Here is a 22,943-nt window from a genome sequence, read left to right as displayed (position 1 = left end):
GTATTTTTTTAAATTATTTAAGTAATGATTTATTTTACATAAAAAATAACCAATTGTGCATTAAGTGTAATGTGCAGAATTAATGAGCTACGTGTTTCATCCTTAACTATTAGTATTGTTTTAATATTCTGTAGAACTGTAGAAGTTTTTTTTATTCACGTATAGTATCTATTTTAAAATCAGCATAGAGATCAATAATAAGTCATATAAAATCTTAGAAATATTTCTAAGATTTTATATGACTTATGTTAAAGGCTACTCTTACAGAAGATGTAGCATGCTACATCTTCTGTAAGAGTAGCGTCAATGAAAAATTACAACATATAATATTTAGGTGCTAGAAATATTGATGTATGTGCCGATAGTATTCAACTTATTAATGTTATTAATTTGCATGATATATTTCTGTATAATAATATTGTTTAGATATTTATAAATAAAATGACTTATTATAAAAGCGTATTAGTATTTTGTGTTTGTATGGTTTTCAAAAAAGAAGGCTTATTGTTTTTTAAATAAAAGTATTTTAAAAAAACTATGACATATGCTTTTATATTAATATAATTTTCTCATATTTAAAGTATTATGTATATATATTAATAATAACTTATCCATATGATCAATAAATTATATAAAATATATAGTAATAGCAAGAGTAATAGTAAGAATAATAGTAACGTTAATAATAGGTATGTAATATTTACTATATTATAGTACATGATATTAAATGATAGAAATATTTAATAAATAGGTAATAATTCATTATTATTGAGTATTGCTGCTGCTGCTCTGATGATTTATTTTGTGTATATGAATGCAATTATGATGATAATAGTATAACTTTCAATATATATGATTATATATATTAGCGTATACGCTCACCAGTAAATATATTGCGCATCTCAGATGGGTGCGTTTGCCCACCAATTTCACCTGATAATACTGGAAAGTTATGTCCAAATTGCTTAAATAACTCTGTTGAATAACGACAAGGGGGGTGATTAGAGATATTAGCGCTAGTTGAAATCAGAGCTGTATTACATGCAAGACACAAATCAACAACAGAGGGGTGATTGCTAACACGTACTGCTAGTGTAGCAAACTCTCCCGTTAACCAGTATGGTGTGATATGGCGCGCAGGAAGTATCCATGTGATTGGGCCTGGCCAGGTAGAAAACATTAGTTCTTTTTGCTGTAATGACAATTTTTCATCGGCTACCCAAGGAGTTAATTGCTGATAGTTAGCGGCAACAAGAATAAAACCTTTCTTAATAGAGCGTTTTTTTAAGGAAAGCAAGCGCATTATAGCTATTTTAGAAGAAGGATGACAACCAAGTCCAAACATGGCTTCAGTTGGATACGCAATAACCATAGCATTACCTACATAGTATGCGCATTGCAATAGGGAATGCGTTGTAAGGTTCATTGTTACTCCGATGGTTTTGATTAATAATATAATTGTGTACAAAATAATCTTGACATATATACATATATATGTGAGGTGTATGTAAAAAGTTGATTGGTAGTTAAAAATTAGTATAAATAAGGTTAAAAAAAGATATATCGTTAAAAAGAATATTGGTGTAGTAATTGTATTTAGATGAATTACGATTCAATCTATTTTTTTTAAATTTTTTATTACTATAGTACTTTATTGACATCATTTCTTATAAATAATTATTATGCTGGATAATAGCAATTTTTAGTTAAAAATTATAATCATACTATGATGTATATTAGCTTTTATGCATATTTTGCGGAGCAAGATAAAATTTTTTAGTTACTCAATTATTACGTACTGACTTTTGACTAAAAGATTAAATATAAAATAATATTATATGATTTTATGTGTAAATTATTAGAGATAGTATCTTTGATATTTGTGACTAGCAATGGATTGCTAAATATCGTGTATGATTTTTAATAAAATAATTTTATATTAAGTTTCAAAAATTCAAATACTATCTACAAAATAAAACACCTAAAAAAGTTTTATTTTTTATGTCTAAAAAATAGATATTAGTCATAATATATGTCAAATTTTATCTATAATACAACTTTTAGGTTTTAGGAATAATGTTTAAAAAATTATTTAATAAATTTATTTTCTTGAGCTCTATGTCTAAAATAGCAATTAATGAACAACTATTTCATTTGAGTCAAAAATTAATTCTTCCATTCGTTTGTAAGCATTTTCACAGCCAGGAATATTAAAAAGTACCATGAGAACAACCCACTTTAGATCATCTATCTGAAGCTCAAGAGTATCAAGTTCCATAATACGATCAATAACCATTTCACGTGTTTCTAAATTTAATACGTGAATCTGTTCTAGAAATAGTATAAAGCCACGACAGTTAACATCAAGCTGTTGTTTTTCAGCTATAGTATAAATGCGCATAGATAAGGGATCGGAGGATAGAAACATTGAAGACACCCGCCCAGATTGATAATCTGCTAATTTTTCTAACCAATTAAACGCATTAATGATATCATCACGATGAAAACCGGCACTAGATAAATCGTTAGTTAATTTATCTTGGTCTATATGTGCTGCCATTTGATTGTGCATGTATGTTTCAAATAAGTATATTAGCACGTCGAACATGGGCATGCCCCTCCTTAAATCGGGAATGGCTATTACATATCGTTAGGGGTATTTATTTATGCACTTAATACAGATAGTGCAGTATATATAGTTAGATAAAGATCTATTAGCATGTTAAGTAGCAATTATGGTAAATATTAACTCACTTTCCTATTTAAGGGTAAAGATAGGAAGATGGCAATGACTAATAATATTGTGTATTTTAAAGTAGTCTTTTAAAGACTATTGGAAATCTATAATATTATCATGATTATAGATATAAAATATATCCACACGTATTAAATAATTAAGAAAAATCTTTATATACCAGGATGAACTATTAGCGCAGAACAAGTAAGACTGTCTAGAGTATTAATTTAACCTAGAATATTAAATACATTTATTTCATGTGACTTTTTGCTGAAAATTAATTGTTAATTAGAGTTTGTCTAACTTACACGATGGTTATAGAATAATCACATTGTATGATATTATTATAAGTTATTTTTATAAAAACAGTATTTAATGATTTAGCACACGATAAATATTAGCATATATTTAATGGTATATTAAATAATATTATGTAGTAATTTTATAATAAAATTATAAATATCACATTACATTTAGTTAAGACGAATTTAGTGTCATATGAAATTAATATTTTTGAGTTTACATTCTTAACTAGAGCGCATATGTAATAACAGAAGAAAATTTTACTAGAATTAAGTTTTATGGTAAAATTATAAGATTTTATGTAATGTAGATAATCTTGAATTGAATTCATTTCCTAATAATTAAAGTTATATAAAAGTAATTTTATATGTTAATAAAGAAATGCGTAAGATTTGAAAATATAAATATAAAAAATATGCGATATTAAGTCTTGTCGGGTATATTATTAGTATAATTGTTTTTACTATTTTTTATACTTATACTCCAAGTAAAGATTTTATGAAGAAATATATAGTGTAAGTATAAAAAAGCATGTAAATTTTAATGTGAAATAGTATCTATCATTTATTATTTTTATGAAAATATTTTTATACCAATGATAATGTATAACATTTACTTTATAAAAATAAGCTGATATCGACAAATATAATATAAAAATATTCTAATATTGTAGAATACATATTTTCTTAATCAAAATAATATTAAATTATATCATGGAAAAATATGTTATTCTATTAAAAATAATTCTAGCATACAATTGAGAAATAAATGTCCTTTTTTAGTTACTTTCCAATATGTAGTAGTTTCTGTTAAAAAACCTTTTTCTATTGCTATTTCTATTGGGGTTCGAATGCTATCTTCTGATAATCCAGTATAATATATATACTCCTGTCGTGGTATTTTTTCTAGTAAACGGAATCTATTCATGAAAAATTCAAATGGTTTTGAATGATTTTTTACTGTAAAGCGCTTGCATAGATAATTACCAGACATAAATTTTCGCGGGTGACGAGTTTTGCTAGTTCTGATAATAGAACCATTAAGCTGAGTTAATTTTCCATGAGCACCACAACCGATTCCTATATAATCACCAAATCGCCAATAATTTAAATTATGTGCGCAAAAATAATTTGGTTTAGCATATGATGATATTTCATATTGTTGATAGCCTGAAACTCTGAGTAATTTATGGCCTTCCTCAAATATTTTCCATAGTTCATCTTCATCTGGTAATTGTGGAGTCTTTGCAGAAAAAAGAGTACATGGTTCAATCATTAATTGATACCATGATAGATGTGGTGTATTGAGAGCGATTGCTATACTAAGATCATTAAGTGCGTTTTCTTGAGATTGATTTGGCAATCCATGCATAATGTCTAAATTAAAACTGCGTAGATTAAGAGAATAAAGGGTTTGTACTGCTGTTTTCGCCTCGCGTGCGCTATACATGCGACCTAATTGCTTCAAACTATCTTCTTGAAAACTTTGTATACCAACTGAAATACGGTTTATACCGGCATCTTTATAACCATAAAATCTCTCTATTTCTAATGATTGAGGGTTAGCCTCTATTGTAATTTCTACATTATTTGATAATTCTAAATTTTCACGTATTCCTTCCAATAGGAATCGTACAGTTTCAATTTTTAGTAAACTAGGAGTGCCGCCACCGATAAAAATGGTATCAATCTTGCGGCTGGAAATAAATGGTATATCTAATCGGAGGTCATTTAAAAGATGATGTATGTATTGATCTTCTGGAAGATCCTCAAGTAATACATGCGAATTAAAGTCACAATATGGGCATTTTTTAATACACCAGGGAATATGAATATAGAGACTTAAATTAGGAAGATTCAACATATGTATACAATTATAAATAAAATAAAATAATATACTATTTTAATAATAACAACACAATTAATATTTAATGTAATAGTCTATGGTACGATATTTATAAATTTTATTATATATATAATGATATCATAATAATCAATGAATGTATTGTACAGAGCATGTAAATATTTTCTTTAAAATATGATGTTATTAGCTTTATTAAGATAATCGTTTTTTATTTATAATAACTATATAATATGACTATCTCAGTATAACATTAAGGTAACTAGCAAATCATATCACTAATCATTAATTTATTATAATATAATATGTCAAAAGATAGAATTTTAAGACATGAATTTGTAATTTTAACTGAAAAATCATGATAGAGCTCAGAATGTAGCATATAACTGAAGAAATAAATGATGCATTGGGTCGTCAAATAAAAATAGTGCTTGCTTAATAAAAGTTGTATAAATAGATAATTATTACATCCTAATTTATTTGATAGATGTTTTACCTAATAAATATTTTAGTATCTGATTAGTATAATTAATGTATCAAGGACCATTATAAGAATGAATCAAATTTTTAACTTTAGTGCGGGACCAGCCATGCTACCACCAGACGTTCTGCATTATGCCCAAAGGGAGTTTTTTAACTGGAAGGGCATAGGGATGTCTATAATGGAAATAAGCCACCGTAGTAAAGAATTTATACAAGTTGCTGAAGAGGCCGAAACAGATTTTCGAGATCTTCTGAAGATTCCAAATAACTATAAAGTATTGTTTTGCCATGGAGGTGCTCGCGCGCAATTCTCCGCAATCCCATTAAATTTATTAGGCCAGCATACCAAGGCAGATTATATTAATAGTGGCTATTGGGCAATAAATGCTATCAAAGAAGCTAAAAAGTATTGTAAACCTAATGTTATCAATGCTAAAATACTTATTAATGGTCTTCAAGCTATTTCTCCAATGCATAATTGGAGTGTTGCAGATGATTCTGCTTATGTTCATTTTTGTCCCAATGAAACTATTGAAGGTGTTGCTATTAATGAGGTTCCGGATTTTAGTGGTAAAATTGTCGTAGCAGACCTTTCTTCAACGATTCTTACGACGCCAATCGATATCAGTAGATATGGTGTTTTATATGCTGGAGCGCAAAAAAACATTGGACCTGCTGGGTTAACACTGGTAGTTATAAGTGAAGATCTCCTCGGTATGGCGCGCAATGAGCTACCTTCATTTTTAAATTATAAAATATTAGCAGAGAGTAATTCTATGTTTAATACTCCACCTATATTTGCATGGTATTTGTCTGGTCTAGTATTTAAATGGTTAAAAAAACAAGGAGGGATCCAGGAGTTATCAAAACTAAATAAAGTAAAAGCAGATCTTTTATATAAGACAATTGATAGTAGCAATTTATACTATAATAATGTGGCAGATAATAATCGTTCACGTATTAATATACCATTTTATCTTGCAGACGAAACATTAAATACATGTTTTCTTGAAGAGTCAATTTTTGCAGGATTACATTCCTTAAAGGGTCACAAGATAGTAGGGGGTATGCGAGCATCATTATATAATGCTATGCCACTATCTGGAGTAAAGAAGCTCACTGATTTTATGAGTGATTTTGAATATCGTTACTATAAATAAAAAATGACATTTTAAGTTCTAAATTATTTTAATATTAGTTACATGATAATATTAATTATATATATTATAGATGAATTTTAATAATATTTAGATATGTCTTCAAGATATAAAATTGAACATGTTAAGCAAATATCGAACAATGAAGCTTAATAAATTATATTAAATGTAATCATCAAGAATGATTTATCTACGTTAAGTATGAAGATACTGCAAGAAGAAATACATATAATTCATTGTACATGAATTGAGGTCAAGATGATCTTAGCTTTAAATAAACATACCTTAATATAATCACATTGATATTATTTAATTCATATTCATTACATGTGTGAACTAAATAATATTTTGAAAATATTATAAAAATTACCTACCAGAGAGATTGATATTTAGTATGTTTTATATTTTTTCACGGAACTTTTTATATAAAATCAGACGCTTATTAGTATTATGAGAATATAGATTTAAATCTATTATAAATTCTTTTGAAAGATAATTATAGAGTAATTTTAAAAAATATCTGACGGTGCCTTATCTTAAATAAAGATAGATTGAAACTCTATATGTATAGATAATATCTATAGATGATAAACTATAAATCTTCTAGATAATTAGCCGAATAGAATTATGAGAGAGGTTATAATTTTTTATTTGATTACTAATTATACATATCATGTAAATTTAAAATAATATTTTAAACTTAAATAATAGACTGATTATTTTAATCTAAATTAATTTTATTAATTCAAATACAGCGATGGATTAAGACTAACTTGCCTATATTGGTATGTATATTAAAGATGATTATTAAAAAAATTTTATATACATTTAAAATCATTATCAAAGTATATTGGTATAATTTTTATCTATAATTTTTGTGTTAAAAGTTTTATAATATTATTATATATTTATAATAGGATACATAATATAAATAAAAATAATTCTATCATATAAATAATATATGTAAAATATTATCTATATAATTTAGTTTTATTGTTTTCAAAGTTTTTAACGCCTATTAGTATTCATGAGATTCAGAGTATAGGTAAAAGTTAAAAGTTAAAATATACATTATCCCATAGATTAGGACTTATTAGAATAGCATTGATGTTTATTCAAAGATAGTGGTAAAGCTTTTGTTTAGATAGAGAGCTACATATAGAGAGTTATAATGATGATTTGCGCTCCCGTCGTTACGATAGATGGACCAAGCGGCTCAGGAAAAGGCACCTTATGTCAAGTTATGTCTCAGAAGTTGAAATGGCATATTTTAGACTCTGGTGCTATTTACAGAGTATTAGCCTTATTAGTATTATACCACCAGGTAGATATAAGCTCTGAAAAAGGTATTATGGCCCTGGCTCATAATCTGGATGTGCGGTTTTTATTTCAAAATGGTGATCTTAGAGTAATGCTAAAAAGGGTAGATATTTCTATGAAAATTCGTAGTCAAGTAGTTAGTGACTTGGCATCACGGATTGCTGCGTTTCCTTATGTGCGTGAAATGTTACTGAATTTTCAGCGTGGTTTTCGTAAGTTACCTGGATTGATTGCGGACGGTCGTGATATGGGGACAGTAGTATTTCCAGATACATCTTTAAAAATTTTTCTAGATGCTAATTTAGAGACACGAACTTATCGACGTATGCTACAGTTGCATAAAAATGGGGTTAATGTTAATTTTAATGAACTTTTATCTCAAATGAAAGAAAGAGATGAGCGTGATCGTAATCGCTCTGTTGCGCCGCTTATGTTAAGAGATGATGCTTTGATAATTAACTCAACTCATATCTCAAAACAGCAAGTAACTGAAATAGCATTAGATTATGTGCGAACAAAAATTAACGTAAGCATTAGTAAACACTATATTCAGTGAGCGGGGTAAATGCTTAATAGCTCAACAAGAACATACATTTAACTCTGTGTTATGGATGCCATAGATAATATGAACCAATCCACTTCATTAGGAAGATAGGTGGACATTAAATTCAAGAATTTTGAAGATTACCAATATGACTGAATCTTTTGCTCAATTATTTGAAGAATCTCTAAAAACAACCGAAACTCGCCCAGGGTCTATCATACGTGGTGTTGTGATCTCAATTGACAAAGACGTTGTTTTGGTAGATGCGGGTTTAAAATCGGAGTCTACGATTTCTGTAGAACAATTTAAGAACGCTGCGGGTAAACTAGAAATTAGTGTAGGCGATCAAGTAGACGTTGCTCTAGACGCAGTGGAAGATGGCTTTGGAGAGACAGTTTTGTCTCGTGAAAAAGCAAAACGTTATGAAGCTTGGGTTGTATTAGAGGCAGCTTATATAAGTTCGAAAAATGTTATAGGTGTTATTAATGGAAAAGTTAAAGGAGGGTTTACAGTTGAACTAACTGGTATTCGGGCATTTTTGCCGGGGTCGTTAGTAGATGTACGTCCAGTGCGTGATACAGGGCATTTAGAAGGTAAGGAGTTAGAGTTTAAGGTAATAAAACTGGATCAAAAAAGAAACAATGTTGTTGTTTCTCGTCGCGCAGTTATAGAATCCGAACATAGCGCAGAACGTGATAGTTTATTAGCTAATTTGCAAGAAGGTTTGTCAGTATCAGGTATTGTAAAAAATCTAACAGATTATGGTGCATTTGTAGATTTAGGCGGTGTAGATGGTTTATTACATATTACCGATATGGCCTGGAAGCGTGTTAAGCATCCAGGGGAAATTGTCACAGTTGGGGATGAAATTACTGTTAAAATTCTGAAATTTGATCGTGAACGAACTCGTGTATCTTTAGGGTTAAAACAGTTAGGTGAAGACCCGTGGGTTTCTATTGCCAAACGGTATCCAGAGGGTACAAGATTAAACGGTCGAGTCACGAATTTGGCAGATTACGGATGTTTTGTTGAGCTTGAGGAAGGTGTAGAAGGTTTGGTTCATGTTTCAGAAATGGACTGGACAAATAAAAACGTTCACCCATCTAAAATTGTTAATGTATATGATGTGGTAGAGGTTATGGTATTAGATATTGATGAAGATCGTCGTCGTATTTCGCTAGGCTTGAAGCAATGTAAAGCCAATCCCTGGCAGAAGTTTGCAGAAACCTATAATAAAAATGATAGAGTGGAAGGTAAAATAAAATCTATTACAGACTTTGGTATTTTTATTGGCTTAGAAGGTGGTATTGATGGTCTTGTTCATCTTTCTGACATATCTTGGAGTACCTCAGAAGAAGATATAGTACGTAATTATAAGAAAGGTGATGAGATTTCTACAGTTGTTTTACAAGTTGACGCAGATAGAGAGAGAATCTCTCTAGGTGTTAAGCAGCTAACGGAAGATCCATTCAGTGTTTATTTGTCTGCTAATAAAAAAGGTGCCACTGTTTATGGTAATGTGGCGTCAATCGATTCTAAAGGTTTAATGGTAAAATTAAATGATGGAGTAGATGGTTATTTAGCCTTTACCGAAGAAGGAGAGAATAATACAGAGGATGCTTCTTCTATTCTCAAAGTTGGGGATTGTATTTCTGCTAAATTTACTAGTGTTGATCGCAAAAATCGACTCTTGTTATTGTCTTATCGTTCTAAAGATCAAACTCACACAAGAGAAGTTGTAGCGCCTATGCCATATAAGACAGAAGATGAATCTTTTACTAGTGCTATGGCGGAAGCTTTTAAAGCTGCAAAAAGTGAGTAATTATAATAAGAATCAGGATATTAACTATTGCTATTAGTTAATTATCTTTTTCGATATATTAATAAGAGCACGCTTATAGGATTTTTTACTATAAAAAGTTAATTTAGGGAGCTCAATAATTAACCATTTGTATATTTTTAAAGATTGTAAAAATTTAGTAAAACGTTAAAACATGTTATAGATAAAAAAGTTTTATTATATTTTCCTAATTCTGTATTATAGATATAAATTAAAGATTAGCTCAAAGATAAATATTCTTTTATTTTAGGGTAGGAAAAGTTTAGTTCTGGTATTGATTTTTATATTTTTTTTTATTTTTATATAGCATGGAAACGATATTAATATTTAGAAAAATATCAACTAGTATTATTATTTAAATTAAATATTTTATAACCCTTGAAGTATTAAGTAAAAATATTTATAAAGTCTTCATAGATTTTTTTTTAATTTAAGTAAAAATTTTTATTATAATATATGCAATATTTATTGTAAATAATATAGATCTCATGTTATAATATAATAACATGAGATTTATTTTGTTAAGATATTTGATATTTTTTAAATAAATTCTCATTTACCACTAAGTAATTTTCATAAGATCTAGAAAAAATGTATATTCTGTATTTTTTTAAAGAAAATTTTATACTTTAGTTTTTCTACTTTATATATAGAGTTTTTTATAGAAATATTAGATTCTTTATTATCTTATAATAAATATTATTATTTATTTTTAATATTTTTTTTGAATTATATTTGTTTTTTATTTTGATTACTAAGATAATAATTTTATTGTAATAAATTGATAGTTATTTTTATATTTATTGAGGTTAGATTCTTTCTTTTTGATATGCATTATTTATATGATGCCGATAATGTTTTTTTTAAAATCTAATAATATACTAAATATCGATAATTTTGTGGGTAATAATAACATATTGCTAGACTTAAAATTTAATACTCTTTATATATAAAAATATACTTAAAATATATTTATTGCATTTATTAATAGCATTAAGCGCTAATCAGTGATTTTATCACATATCAAACATAGAGTTAGTATTTTTTAATTCAGATTTTTATACCAGGAAAGTCTATAATGTTTGATATTAATTACCTTAAATATTTACTGAGAGATGAGAATGCTGTAGTTCTAGCCTATAGTGGAGGTTTAGATTCAAGTGTTCTTTTGCATCAACTAGTTATGCTCAGAGCGCAACGTTTTGATTTTAAATTTCGGGCTGTTCATATCCATCATGGATTGAATGACTCTGCTGATTTATGGGCCGCACATTGTTCGAAACAGTGTGAATTATGGAAGGTTTCTTATTTTTTTGAGAGAGTGCACGTTCATTGTCAGAAACGAGTAGGTTTAGAAGCTGCAGCTCGGAAAGCTCGTTATCAAGCATTATACAAAATAATGACAAAAGAAGAAGCTTTGTTAACTGCACAGCATCAGGATGATCAAAGTGAAACAGTTTTATTAGCCTTAAAGCGTGGAAGTGGGCCATCTGGCCTGTCGGCTATGGCACAAGTGAAGATTCACGGGGATTATCGTCATATACGACCATTATTAATGTGTACTCGATCTGAATTAGAAGCATGGGCCAACCATTACCATTTATCTTGGATTACAGATGATAGCAATAAAGATCTACGCTATGATCGTAATTTTTTACGATTAAAAATCATGCCGTTATTGAATAAACGTTGGCCTTTTTTTTCACGCACGATTTCTCGTAGCGCACGTCTTTGTGCGGAGCAGGATAGTGTGTTGGATGAAATGCTCGAAGAATTACTCTATAAATTAATGGATAGATCTAACGCTTTATATTTTTTACCACTAAAAGTTATGAGTATCGCTCGGCGCTCTGCAATTTTTCGGCGTTGGATTTTGCATCAAAATGGATCCCTACCATCCTCTCATGTACTAAAAAAAATATGGACAGAGGTTGCATGTAGTCGTGTAGATGCTAATCCCAAATTACAGATTTGGAAGTATGAAGTGCGACGTTTTCGTGATCGTCTTTATTGGTTGCCTATTACAAAACCATTAGGAAACTGTCAATTACTGTGGTTTTTTCCTTGGCTGACGTTATTATTACCTGATGGATTAGGTGAAATACGACAGTCTTCAAAGGGTGTAACTTTGCGTTGCCCTCCATTTAATACAAAAGTAAGTATACGCTTTCAGGCTAAAGGTAAGTTTTATGTTCATGGTCGCTCTGGTCAGCGTTCATTAAAAAAATTATGGCAAGAATATGGCATTCCACCCTGGAGACGTCAACGTATTCCATTAATTTTTTATAATGATTGCTTAGTGACAGCTCTGAATGTATTTGTTACTGTTGATGGGGTTCCATTACCAGATAGCAAAACGTGGAATATTTTTTGGGATCATAATAAAGTTATGCCTTTAAGCGGTAATAGTTGTAAAACTTATAAACAATAATTAAAATTATTTATATATAATGGAGTTTTAAAGGCAAAAATGATTTTTTATTTTTAATAAAATGAGCACTATTCTTTAGCGTATCAATAACTATTTTTAATGGTGTGATCAGTTATTATAATTTATGTGTAGCTCTTGTATAAATATTTTAAAGTGTCTAATTTTATACTAGTTTTTATAAACAATAGATAGATTAGCGTTCGTTAAAGTAAAGAGATTGATGCGCAGTATTTTTAATTTTTTTAAAGTAAATACTGTATTCATTGATAATTATTTAAAATAATATTTTTTATCTAATTATAAAGTATTATATATGATAAAATATTTTAAGGATAGTTGACTATAAAAAAATAAGATGTCTTGTAGTTTATTTTAGATATATGGTATATTAAAATTAATCATGAACATTATTTTTATATTCTCATATAATAAATATTATATTAAAATGTTATATTATAAAGTATATAGGGTTTCCTTAATAAATTTTATAATTATTTTAAAATATTATTTAGCTTTAATTAGATGAAATTAGTAAAATAATAATTAAAAGAGACAATATATAGCTTGTTATTAGATTACAAGTTTTATATTTGGGCCCCTTAGCTCAGGCGGTCAGAGCAGGCGACTCATAATCGCTTGGTCGCTGGTTCAAGTCCAGCAGGGGCCACCATTTTAAAATACTGTTAATTGTAAATATTTTATTTGTATAGTAATTTATTTAGTCATTTATTTATTTATCCTTATATGTAATAGATACAGTATTAAGCTATCTATAAATTTAGTATTATTAAGTTTTCTTGTATAGGTTAATACTCTATTAGCATCCTTGTTAAATTATACGCATAATGATATGCGTTAGAGGTAGATTTTGTTTTTTTAAAGAAATACGCACACTAAGTGATTGTTTTTTTCTTACCTTCCAGTGTTAGTATTATTTAGATGATATTTTAAACTTTATTGATAATATATTATAAATGTCATCTTTTTTGATGTGGTACTCTTTTAGTCAACCGAAATTTTATATTTATTTCCTAGTGATAATTGAGTTTAGTGATCTTTTGCGGTAAAAACATTAATAATTATGTGTGCTGAATTTTCCTAGAGTTTGTTATAGATTATAATCCTAATAGATATTTTGAGCTTATTTTTGTTTAGCTTAATAATATATATCCTAATTATATAAAGATATAATTAGGATATATATTATTAAGCAATTGGATATCTATCTATCATAGATATAATCAAGATTATACTTGTATTAGTTGAAGAAGTAAAAGAGACGATATCATATATCAGGTGGTTTGAATATAGAGTTTATTCTATAATATTTTATAGAATTATTAATAATATTCAATAAACAACTTATAGTTTTTTAAAAAATTAAAATATTAAATTGTGATTTAATCGTTTCATTATTTTGGATTGACCCCAAGATATAGAATTTTAAAAAATCTTTTAATTAAAAAATTTTTTAGATGATAATCAATATAATTATATTAAAAATATTTTTATATCCTACATCTAGGATTCTAATAGTATTAAATATGTATGAGTATATTAGATTCTTGAAGAGATTAAAAGATGATATTGAATATTGTTGATTTTACTGAATAAGCTAGATGTAGTTCAATAAGTTGATAACAGAAAGTGGTAAAATGGCGAGATACTAAAATGAATTTTTTATAATTTCGTTCCAATGCTAGATAGATTAGTCTAAAATTAATATTTTTATATTCAGATGTTATTATATGGTATGTGATACTTATTAGTAATTAGTAAAAGATCTTTACTGAACTTCCTTTACGAGAAAAGATTATGTTTGATAACTTAAGTGCTAGTATTTCTAATGTTTTTCGTAATATCACCGGTCGTGGTAGGCTAACTGTAGATAATATTAAAGATATTTTACAAAAAATACGTATATCATTATTAGAAGCAGATGTATCTTTAATAGTAGTGAATGAACTCTTGGCACGAATTAAATCGAATGCATTAAATCATGCAGTGAATAATAATTTAACTCCAGAGCAAGAGTTTTTGAAGATTGTGAAAAATGAGTTAGTCTTAATCATGGGAGAAAAAAATTGTACTCTTAATTTACAAGTAGTGCCACCAGTAGTTATATTAATGGTAGGTCAGCAAGGAGCTGGTAAGACAACTAGTGTCGGAAAACTTGGTAAATTTTTACGTGAGAAGTATAGTAAAAAGATATTAGCAACTTCTGTGGATATTTATCGGCCAGCAGCAATCCAGCAGTTAAAAATTTTAGCTGAGCAAGCGGGTATTGATTTTTATTCATCAGAACCTAATAAGAAAGTAATTAATATAGCTAAAGATGCTTTACAGCAAGCTAAGATAAAATTCTATGATGTACTTTTGGTAGACACGGCGGGTCGTTTGCATACTGATGATGTTATGATGCAAGAAATTAAACAAATCCATCTTGCCATACAACCTATAGAAACTCTATTGGTTTCTGATGCAATGACTGGTCAAGATGCAGTTAATATTGCAAAATCATTTAATACCGTACTTCCATTAACAGGTATAGTGTTGACAAAAGTAGATAGTGATACCCGTGGAGGAGCGGCGCTATCTATGTCCTATATTACAGGTCAACCTATTAAGTTTATAGGGATAGGAGAAAAAAATGAGGCTTTAGAGCCTTTTCATCCCGATCGTATTGCTTCACGTATATTAGGCATGGGTGATATATTATCGTTGATTGAAGCTATTGAAAATAAGGTAGATCGCGAAAAAGCTAAAAAAATAGCCTCTTCTTTGAAAAAAGGTAATAATTTCAATTTAAATGATTTTTTAGATCATTTACAGCAGTTACGTAATATAGGAGGCGTTAACGGCTTGATTGAAAAATTGCCAGGTATTGGAGGATTACCAGAAAATGTTAAATCTCAAATGAATGATATTTCATTAAAACGTATGGAAGTAATCATAGAATCTATGACAGAGTTAGAGCGCATACATCCTGAAATCATTAAAGGTTCACGTAAAAGAAGAATTGCTTTAGGTTCAGGCACTTTGGTGAAGGATGTCAATCAGTTTTTAAAACAATTTAATGAGATGCAGGCTATGATGAAAAAAATACAAAAAGGTGGTATGAAAAACATGATGCGTAATATGAAAGACCTCATATCACCTGGGGCCTTTACTAGGTAACAGAATAGTTCATGATCTATTTTTGATAGAATCTAATTAATTTTTAATAGTTTATGATGCTGAGATTATATGATGATATTTTTAAGAGATGCACTGAATATCATTTGATATCACGCAATTATAATGATCTTTACATATATTAAGATAATTATATTGATGTATTAATATAATTTTTAGTTCATACTAATTAGTAATAATGATTATATATAATAATATATTATATATAATTTTTTACAGACAAGCTAATAAATATTACTAAAATTAGTATTTAGATTATAGTAAATAAGTGAATAATAAATTATTCATGATAAAACTGTATCTTCTAGTTTTTTTTAATGTTATGCATTATATTTTATAATATAATGTATTTTAAAAAATTATTTTTCTTAGATGTGCGTATTATAAGCTTAAGCTTATGTTTAATTTTGAGAATATACCATTAATCTTCAATAATATTATCTTCTTTAATTTTCACTGGGGTTCATGTCAAATGTCCATATGATATTATGTGCTTGAGGTAAATCCTCAATTCGCGGGAGGATATTTTTTACTAGACGATGAAGCGCAGAGTGAGAAGGATGTCGTATAAGTATACTCCATCGATATCGACCTCTATGTTTAGCCTGGAATGAAGGTATCGGACCTAATATATGACACATTAGTGGATCATATAGTGGATTTGATTGAAGTAAATTTAAAATTTGTTTTAGAAAATGACGAGCTTTTTGTTTGTTATAGTCTGCTGCGCAGAATAGAGAGCAACTAAAACACGGCGGTAGAAATGCGTTTTTACGTTCTTGGAGTTCTTTTTTAGCAAATTCATAATATCCGTTATACAATAAAGTTTGTAATAATGGATGTTTAGGATGATGAGTTTGTAATATTATTTCTACTTGCTTATTATTAGATAGCGCACGTTCAGAAACTTGTGTATATAATTGAGCAAAACGCTCTGCTGCTCGAAAGTTTGTAGAAAACAGCACTTGATCTACATTAATTAGTGAAAATAACGTAACGTATGGAAAATTATGAATTTTAGATAGCATTTGCGTACCCACTAAAATATGTGCACCGCCATGTTTTATTTTAGCTAATTTTACTTCTAATGCGCTATATACTCGAGTGGTATCACGGTCGATACGTGTTAATGGGGTTAATGGAAAGAGAGTCTTTAGGTTTTGTTCCAGTCTTTCTGTTCCCATCCCAATTGACACAATATGTGTAGATCCACATTGTAAGCACTGTTTGGGTATATCTCGTTGACCGTCACAATGATGACAGAATAGTTTTTTTTCTATTTTATGAAAGGTGTAGTTTCGGTTACATCGCAAACATTTACTTTTCCAGCCACATTCTTGACACAATATAGAAGAAGAAAATCCTCGACGATTAAGAAATAATAATACTTGATTGTTGAGGGTTAGATGTTGGTTTATTTTTTGAAGTAAAGTTATAGATAGGCCATTATTAAGTTTTGTATTTGTTAGATCTATTAATATAGGGGTAACTGTTGTCATTTTCTGATGAGATTGACTAAGATTGATTTGACGATATTTACTTAATTGAACATTATGCAATGTTTCTAATGAGGGGGTTGAAGAAATCATAATAATGGGTATTTTTTCTTGTTTTGCACGTAATATTGCCAGGTCTCGTGCATTATATCGAAAACCGTTGGTTTGTGTGTAAGAACTGTCATGTTCACTATTTAGAATGATTACACCAAGTTTCCTTAATGGTGAAAATAATACAGAACGGGTTCCAACCATAATAGCTATTTTACCATCACGGGCTTGTCTCCATGTATTAAGATGTATTTTATGATGTAATTGAGAATGCAGAGTTGCAGTAGGAGCATGTAGCTTTTTTTGGACAAGAGATATGGTTTGAGATATTAAGTGGATTTCTGGTACTAATATTAGAGCTTGTTGACCTTTTTTAAGAATTTCTCCTATAAAATTTAGATATACCGCAGTTTTTCCAGATCCAGCCATACCAGTAAGAATCCAGGTAGCAAATTGATGATCTGTGTTTCGAATGGCAGACACAGCGGTAGCTTGTTCCGAATTTAATGGTTCTATTAATCTGATTGTAGAATAGTTATAGAGAGAGTTCTTTTGTTCTTTTACATATGGCGCGAAGTTGCGTAACTGTTTGGTGTCTGGATATTTTAATTTAGTTTTTATAACATTTTTAAGATTCGTTTCTTTTTGAAAGTCTTTTATGTGAAAAAAGGTAGTGATTGTTTTTTTTTTATTATAAAATAATAAATTGCTTGATTGTTTTGAATATGATTCTAAATCATTAACGTTATTTTGATTAGTTAGAGTATCTTCTACTTTATGTCCTCGACGCAATAATATGGGGATGGCATTTAGTAAGATTTTACCTAATGAAAAATGATAGTAATTTGCAGCCCAATGTAATGTGCGCCATAAAGCGGGATCGTATAACGAACATACATCTAACCCTGTTTCTATAGTGGGTAACTGGCCGCATAGATCATCATATTTGTGAAAAATTTTTATTACAATGCCAATCATCATATAGTTACAAAAAGGTACACGTACGCGTCCACCAATAACTATGTTATTTATATGTGGAGGGATACGATATATTAAGTAATTCACTTGAGTAAGTGGTAATGCTACGTGTGCAATAGACATGTTTAATCCGAATATTTAACGGCCACTAAATGAATTAAAATTTTTATTACTTAATATAAATTTAAGTTTAATTTATATTAAGTAATAATTTTTTTCATTGGATGACCGCGAATAAATAATAAACACCAATGGATAGTTAGTTTTGATATTTTTAGATATATACTCAGAGATATTTGGGTGTTGCATGATTAGTGTCATGTGGGTAGCATTAACTAAAAATTATTTAAGTGATATCATTTATATGATTAAGTATCTTATATTATATAATATATATTTATTTTCCAGAAAGGTGAATAAATATTGTTTTTAAACATTAACGAGTAAAAGACATGGATCTTCTAAGAGGTCTTTAATTGTTGCGAGACACCCCACTGATTCGCGCCCATCAATTAGTCGGTGATCATAGGAAAGCGCAAGGTACATCATAGGCAATAGAGCCACTGTGCCATTAAGCGCTGAAGGGCGATCTTTAATAACATGTACGCCTAATATAGCGCTTTGTGGTGGATTGATGAGCGGTGTAGACATTAGAGAACCAAATACTCCACCGTTAGTGATAGTAAAAGTACCACCAGTTAAGTCTTCTATGGTGAGCTTATTAGTGCGACCTTTTATTGAAAGTTCTTTAATTTTTTTTTCGATATCAGACATACTAAGTGTATTGGCATTTTTTAATACAGGAGTGATTAAACCCCGGGGTGTAGAGATCGCAATACTAATATCAAAATAGTTATGATACACAATATCTAATCCATCAATACATGCATTGACTTCTGGGTAGCGTTTTAATGCTTCTACTACTGCTTTAACATAAAAGGACATGAAACCTAAACGAACACCATGGCGTTTTTCGAAGAGCGCACCATGTTTATTTCGAATAGATATAACAGATTGCATGTTAACTTCGTTAAATGTAGTTAACATTGCAGTAGTGTTTTTTACCCTCAATAATCGTTCTGCTATTTTTACTCGTAGACGACTCATAGGTATGCGTGTTTCATTACGCGGTGCTAAGGAAGATACAGGTGATTCTTGATTTATTGTTGATTGATCTTGTGTTTTTGTAGTTTGAAAAAGATCTTGTGTTATATTTTTTTGTGTAAGATTGTCATCGTGATCCTTTTCTTTTATTGTTCTCGCTTCTAGGTTATTTTCAGACATAAAACGACGCATGGCTGGACCAATGGTTTGTAAATTTACAACTTTTTGAAGTACTGTTTCCTTTTCAAGTGATATGTTTTTTTTTGTTTGGGTAGAAGAGATAGCTGGTATGGTGTTATTATCAGAACATCCTAAAGAACCTAAAATTTGACCAGACGTTACTGTTTCACCCTCTTTTACTAAAATTGTTTCTAAAATTCCATCAGTAGATGCTGGAATTTCTAAGACTACTTTATCAGTCTCAATATCCACTATTATTTCATCTCGTCTAAGCATATCACCAATTTTTTTATGCCATGCAATGATCGTTCCGTCAACCACAGATTCTGGTAGTTCAGGAACTATAATATGAATGTTATTCATTATTTATCCTTTTTTGAATGTATTACTTAATAGTTAGCGCGTCATTTACTAACTCTTGCTGCTGCTGATGGTGCATCAATGTACAACCAACTGCTGGTGATGCCGAAGCTGGACGACCAGAATAGCATAATGATGACTTTGGTGTTAAAATCTCTCGAAGTGGATGCTGGATAATATACCAAGCACCTTGGTTTTGTGGTTCTTCTTGGCACCAGACAAAATCATGTACTGTACTATACTGTTGAAAAACCTTTTCTAGTTCTTTATAAGGAAAAGGATATAATTTTTCGATACGAACAATAGCAATATAATTTTGATTATTTTGTCGACGCTTATTTAGCAAGTCATAGTAAACTTTACCGGTGCAAAATATTACACGCTGTACTGATTGATAAGAAATTTTATCCATTTCATCGATGACTGGTTGAAAGGTGCCAGTAACTAAATCATTTAAAGATGAGACCGCTTGTGGATGGCGTAGCAATGATTTAGGTGACATAATTACCAGAGGACACTTAAGCTCATTTTGTGCCTGTTGTCGCAGTATGTGGTATAATTGTGAAGGTGTTGAAAGAACGCATACTTGCATGTTGTTTTCGGCAGAAAGTTGCAGGTATCGCTCTAGACGGGCAGATGAGTGTTCTGGACCTTGCCCCTCATAGCCATGAGGTAAAAATAGTACCAATCCACATTGGTATCCCCATTTTTGTTCACCACTACTAATAAATTGGTCAATTACTATTTGAGCAGCATTAGCAAAATCACCGAATTGTGCTTCCCATATAGTTAAAGTTTTTGGTGATGCCATTGCATAGCCATATTCAAATGCTAGCACGGCTTCTTCTGATAGTACAGAATCCCATACATTAAAGGATCCTTGATTTTTATTTATGTGTTTTAAAGGGATGTATATTGATCCATTGGATTGATCATGAATAATAGCGTGACGGTGAAAAAAAGTACCGCGCCCTACATCTTCACCAGAGAGACGACATGAAATTCCTTGTTCTAAAATTGTAGCATATGCAAGGTTTTCTGCTGCACCCCAGTCAAATGGTTTGTTTCCGATTGCCATTTGAAAGCGATCTGTATAGATTTTCTTAACACGTGCTTGCATGGTTACCGTAGATGGTACTATGCTAATATTTGTGGCTAATTTTTGTAAGTGGTTCAGGTTAAGATGTTTCTGATATGTAAGATTTACATTAGAGTGTGTCGATGATGCTCCAGTAAAGATATTAGGGTTCTTAGGATGACAAGTAGGAGTTATACATTCGCCGATATCTAATTTACTGCGGTATGCATTTACCATTTTTATTGCGTCATTTTTATCAATAACCTGTGTAAATTCTAGGTGACGGGCGTATATTTCTCGTACAGTTGGGTGTTTTTTAATTCTTTGATACATTAAGGGCTGTGTCACACTAGGTTCGTCGGCTTCATTGTGTCCATGACGGCGGTAACAAACGAGATCGATAAAGACATCACGTTGAAAAGTACGACGAAAGTCTAATGATAGGCGCGTGACAAAGGCTACCGATTCTGGATCGTCCGCCATAACATGAAAAATAGGTGCCATGACCATTTTCCCAATATCGGTACAATACTGACTTGAGCGGGCATCTTGTAGATTGGATGTCGTAAAACCAACTTGATTATTAATCACTATTCGTACTGTTCCGCCTACTTGATAACCGCGGACTTTAGACATATTTAAAGTTTCCTGTACTACTCCTTGTCCAATAATTGCTGCATCACCGTGAATAGTAATTGGTAATACTTGATTGCTATCTTTGTGATATATAGTATCTATTCGTGCCCGTGCTGAACCCATTACTACTGGATTAATAATTTCTAAATGTGAAGGATTACATTGTAGCACTGCATGAATGATGCCGTCTGTAGTTTGAATACTGGAAGTAAAACCCATATGATATTTTACATCTCCGCTTCCTGTGCTGCCTGAGACTTTTCCAGAAAATTCATTAAAGAGATCTTGTGGGCTTTTACCTAACACATTAACAAGCACATTAAGCCGACCACGATGAGCCATACCTAAAATTACTTGATGTGTATCTCTTTTGCGAGAATAATATATAATTTCATTAATTACTAATAGTAGCGCATCCCCTCCTTCTAGAGAAAAACGCTTAGCGCCTGGAAATTTAGAGCCAATATAACGTTCTAGACCTTCTGCGGCAGTGAGTGTTTTTAAAAAATTTATTTTTTCTTTAATAGAGAACACAGTGTTTCTGTTTACTAATTCTAGTCTTTTTTGTATCCACTGTTTTTCATTTTTATTAGTGATATGCATGAACTCCGCCCCAATAGAGCCACAGTATATTTTTTTTAGTAGGGCATATATATCAATTAGTTTCATTGTCTTTTCATTAAGACTCAATGAGCTAATATTAAAACTATTGTGAAAGTCAGAATCTTTGAAGCCATGATAGGCGAGATCTAATTCTTCAATTTTTTTATGTTTTTGTAGTTGTAGCGGATCAAGATTTGCTTGTTGATAACCGAAACAACGAAAGGCATTAATGAGATTCAAAAGACAAATTGGTTCAACATTTTTTTTAGGACTTTCTTTAGCAGAAGAAAGATATTCAGAGGTTTTTTCTAAGAAGTGAAGATTGTTTTTACTAGTTTTTGCACATGACTCAAGCGGCTCTCTAAAATCAGAAACATTCGAAAAAAGAGTCCTCCAGTCCATCTCAACAGAATTTGAATTATTTAAAAAATCTGAATAGAGAGACTCTACATAAGATTGGTTGGTTCCACCCATCCAAGAGGAGTCTAGCCAGAGTTTCATGCTGATATTCTGCATCTTTATTCCTTCAGAATAATTTGATTAATGTAAACAGTTCTTTTTTATGCTATTTAGTTGATTGTCTGTTA

At 30.0% G+C, this 22,943-nt stretch carries 11 protein-coding genes and 1 tRNA gene; 6 read left to right on the top strand and 6 right to left on the bottom strand.

Annotation, left to right across the window (positions count from 1 at the left end; all coding sequences use genetic code 11):
* Positions 1 to 865: 865 nt before the first annotated feature.
* The 3 genes from tsaC to hemW form a co-directional block, all read right to left on the bottom strand.
* Entirely contained in the window at positions 866 to 1,426 is a 561-nt protein-coding gene (gene tsaC / locus ERCIPSPA2889_RS03290; protein ID WP_157989398.1) for an L-threonylcarbamoyladenylate synthase type 1 TsaC, read from the bottom strand.
* A gap of 708 nt (positions 1,427 to 2,134) precedes the next feature.
* Positions 2,135 to 2,608 carry a DUF494 family protein gene (locus ERCIPSPA2889_RS03285; RefSeq protein ID WP_157989397.1) on the bottom strand — a complete coding sequence of 158 codons (474 nt, stop codon included), beginning with the start codon at positions 2,606 to 2,608 and terminating at the stop codon, positions 2,135 to 2,137.
* A 1,158-nt stretch (positions 2,609 to 3,766) separates the two neighbouring features.
* Entirely contained in the window at positions 3,767 to 4,903 is a 1,137-nt protein-coding gene (gene hemW / locus ERCIPSPA2889_RS03280; protein ID WP_157989396.1) for a radical SAM family heme chaperone HemW, read from the bottom strand.
* A gap of 551 nt (positions 4,904 to 5,454) precedes the next feature.
* On the opposite strand from hemW, the gene serC reads away from it, so the two are divergent.
* From serC to ffh, 6 genes are all read left to right on the top strand, one after another.
* Positions 5,455 to 6,543: a 3-phosphoserine/phosphohydroxythreonine transaminase gene (serC, locus tag ERCIPSPA2889_RS03275; RefSeq protein WP_157989395.1), complete on the top strand. Its 1,089-nt coding sequence runs from the start codon at positions 5,455 to 5,457 to the stop codon at positions 6,541 to 6,543.
* 1,168 nt (positions 6,544 to 7,711) lie between these two features.
* Positions 7,712 to 8,416 (top strand): (d)CMP kinase, encoded by a 705-nt coding sequence (gene cmk / locus ERCIPSPA2889_RS03270; RefSeq protein ID WP_157989394.1) that lies wholly within the window; start codon positions 7,712 to 7,714, stop codon positions 8,414 to 8,416.
* Between the two features lie 136 nt (positions 8,417 to 8,552).
* Entirely contained in the window at positions 8,553 to 10,226 is a 1,674-nt protein-coding gene (gene rpsA / locus ERCIPSPA2889_RS03265; RefSeq protein ID WP_157989393.1) for a 30S ribosomal protein S1, read from the top strand.
* Positions 10,227 to 11,322: 1,096 nt separating this feature from the next.
* The gene (gene tilS / locus ERCIPSPA2889_RS03260; RefSeq protein WP_157989392.1) at positions 11,323 to 12,675 is read left to right on the top strand and encodes a tRNA lysidine(34) synthetase TilS; all 1,353 of its coding nucleotides are present in this window, start codon (positions 11,323 to 11,325) and stop codon (positions 12,673 to 12,675) included.
* Positions 12,676 to 13,268: 593 nt separating this feature from the next.
* A tRNA-Ile gene (locus ERCIPSPA2889_RS03255) sits at positions 13,269 to 13,345 on the top strand.
* A 1,145-nt stretch (positions 13,346 to 14,490) separates the two neighbouring features.
* Positions 14,491 to 15,852 carry a signal recognition particle protein gene (gene ffh, locus ERCIPSPA2889_RS03250; protein ID WP_157989391.1) on the top strand — a complete coding sequence of 454 codons (1,362 nt, stop codon included), beginning with the start codon at positions 14,491 to 14,493 and terminating at the stop codon, positions 15,850 to 15,852.
* 464 nt (positions 15,853 to 16,316) lie between these two features.
* Here the strand turns inward: ffh and priA are convergent, their stop codons facing one another.
* The 3 genes from priA to ERCIPSPA2889_RS03235 form a co-directional block, all read right to left on the bottom strand.
* Positions 16,317 to 18,518, bottom strand: coding sequence for a replication restart helicase PriA (gene priA, locus ERCIPSPA2889_RS03245; protein ID WP_157989390.1), 2,202 nt, complete (start codon positions 18,516 to 18,518; stop codon positions 16,317 to 16,319).
* Positions 18,519 to 18,824: 306 nt separating this feature from the next.
* Positions 18,825 to 20,042 (bottom strand): dihydrolipoyllysine-residue succinyltransferase, encoded by a 1,218-nt coding sequence (gene sucB / locus ERCIPSPA2889_RS03240; protein WP_157989389.1) that lies wholly within the window; start codon positions 20,040 to 20,042, stop codon positions 18,825 to 18,827.
* A 22-nt stretch (positions 20,043 to 20,064) separates the two neighbouring features.
* Positions 20,065 to 22,872 (bottom strand): 2-oxoglutarate dehydrogenase E1 component, encoded by a 2,808-nt coding sequence (locus ERCIPSPA2889_RS03235; RefSeq protein ID WP_157989388.1) that lies wholly within the window; start codon positions 22,870 to 22,872, stop codon positions 20,065 to 20,067.
* Positions 22,873 to 22,943: the final 71 nt, after the last annotated feature.

The sequence above is a fragment of the Candidatus Erwinia haradaeae genome (genome assembly GCF_900698985.1).
GTDB lineage: Bacteria > Pseudomonadota > Gammaproteobacteria > Enterobacterales > Enterobacteriaceae > Erwinia_E > Erwinia_E haradaeae_B.
This window is presented reverse-complemented; position numbering and strand designations above follow the sequence as displayed.